Origin of the sequence: Ruoffia sp. FAM 26255 (assembly GCF_045528525.1) — a bacterium.
Classification (GTDB): domain Bacteria; phylum Bacillota; class Bacilli; order Lactobacillales; family Aerococcaceae; genus Ruoffia; species Ruoffia tabacinasalis.
On the sequence record NZ_JBGQQX010000113.1, the window covers coordinates 1 to 1789 of the forward strand.

General features: G+C 37.2%; 1 protein-coding gene and 1 pseudogene. Both read left to right on the forward strand.

What is annotated here, in order from left to right:
• The first annotated feature begins 306 nt into the window (after positions 1 to 306).
• The gene (locus ACEN31_RS11460) at positions 307 to 1587 is read left to right on the forward strand and encodes an ISL3 family transposase (protein ID WP_407109472.1); all 1281 of its coding nucleotides are present in this window, start codon (positions 307 to 309) and stop codon (positions 1585 to 1587) included.
• Between the two features lie 76 nt (positions 1588 to 1663).
• A pseudogene (locus tag ACEN31_RS11465) lies at positions 1664 to 1789 on the forward strand (IS3 family transposase); the annotation flags it as partial.

Sequence of the window (1789 nt, forward strand, 5' to 3'; positions counted from 1 at the left end):
TTTTACCTCTGTGTCTTAATTTACGGATAGCGCCTCGATTACCGGTTGATAAACCAGGCTCATCGAAGTCGCCACGATAAATTGCACGATAGATAGTATTATAACTGATTTTATTTTTGGAATTTTCGGTTCTATAATATATGACGTTGGTGAGAAATCACTGGCGTCTTTTTTTGTCTCAGAAAATAGAAAACAAGTGAGTTCTCCTGTAGAATAATAGTCGACAAAAACCAAATATCCATAGGAGGAACTCACTTGCCTACATCAAATGATATGCAAAATGTACTAGATATTCAAGACAAAAACATGATTTTCGAAGATAACTGCGTGTCTTATGGGATACACAAACAAAAGAAATGTAAATTTATAGACTGTACATTGACTTATATTCCTACGGAATGTAAGAAATGTCAGGAACCAAACAAGGACTTCTCTATCTATAAAAATGGGACTCAGACTTCTAGAATCACTTTTCCAATATCTGGCATTTACCCGACCTATCTTAGAGTGAAAAAGCAGCGGTTCAAGTGTACATCTTGTGAAGCAACATTTACTGCGGAAACACCGATTGTAAAAGAGGCGTGTTTTATCTCTAATTTTATCAAAGCAGAAATACTGGCGAAGTCAGCTGATGCTCGTTCGATCAAGAGCTTGGCAGAAGAGACGAATGTCTCTTCCACAACGATTCAAAGAATCATCAATGAACAGGTGAAGTATTATCGACCTTACTATCATTCATTGCCGGAGAACTTGTCTTTTGATGAGTTTAAGTATGGTAATGGGCAAATGGCTTTTGAGTATATTGATGTAGTAACAGGAACGATACTAGATATTTTAGAAAGCAAAGATACTCGTACAATCAAAGATCACTTCTGTTCTCGATACAGCCAAAACCAGAGAAATCAGGTCAAAACGATTACGACAGACATGAATGCCAGTTACGTCAGCTTCATCCCTGAACTGTTTCCAAACGCTGATATCATTATTGATCGATTTCATATCGTTCAGCTCGTGAACCGAGCGATGAACAAAACACGCGTAAAAGTCATGAATCGACTTCGAACGTCCAATGGAGAAGACCAAAAGAAGTACAGACGACTCAAACGCTTCTGGAAGAAACTACTGAAGAAAGAGTCCGAGTTGTCTTATACTACCTATCAATACTTTCCCATGTTCGGACAGCGTCTGGAATCAGCAATCGTTTCTGAGATGTTGGCGTACGATCCAGAACTAAAAGCAACTTATACAATGTATCAAGCTATTCTTAAAGCCGTCGAACACAATGACTCAAAACAGTTAAGAACTGTTTTAGATCAACCCGCTTCTCCTGAACTATCTGGATACATGAAAACCAGTTTAAAGACGTTGCGCGCTCATTTTCCTCATATCCAAAACACCTTCTATTATCCTTATAACAATGGAAAGATAGAGGGAATCAATAACAAGATCAAAGTATTGAACCGGGTAGCCTATGGTTACGGTAACTTTATTCATTATAAAAATCGCATTATCCTGCACTTCAATTTAAAACCAATCAGAAATAAAATCAAAATGATAGAAAAAGAAAGAGAACATACAGCAGCGTAAGCTCGTTGTACATCCTCTTCCAAAATCTATTATTATTTGACTTTATTCTTTACCAACGTTGTTTGACAGAGAACCTTATTATCAATCAAAACCAAAGAAAGACGAATCAGAACTTGAAGAAGTAGTCGCTGAAGAATTTATCCGCAGCCGAAAGGCCTACGGCTCAAGAAAAATAAAAAAAGCCTTATCAAAACGAGGCATT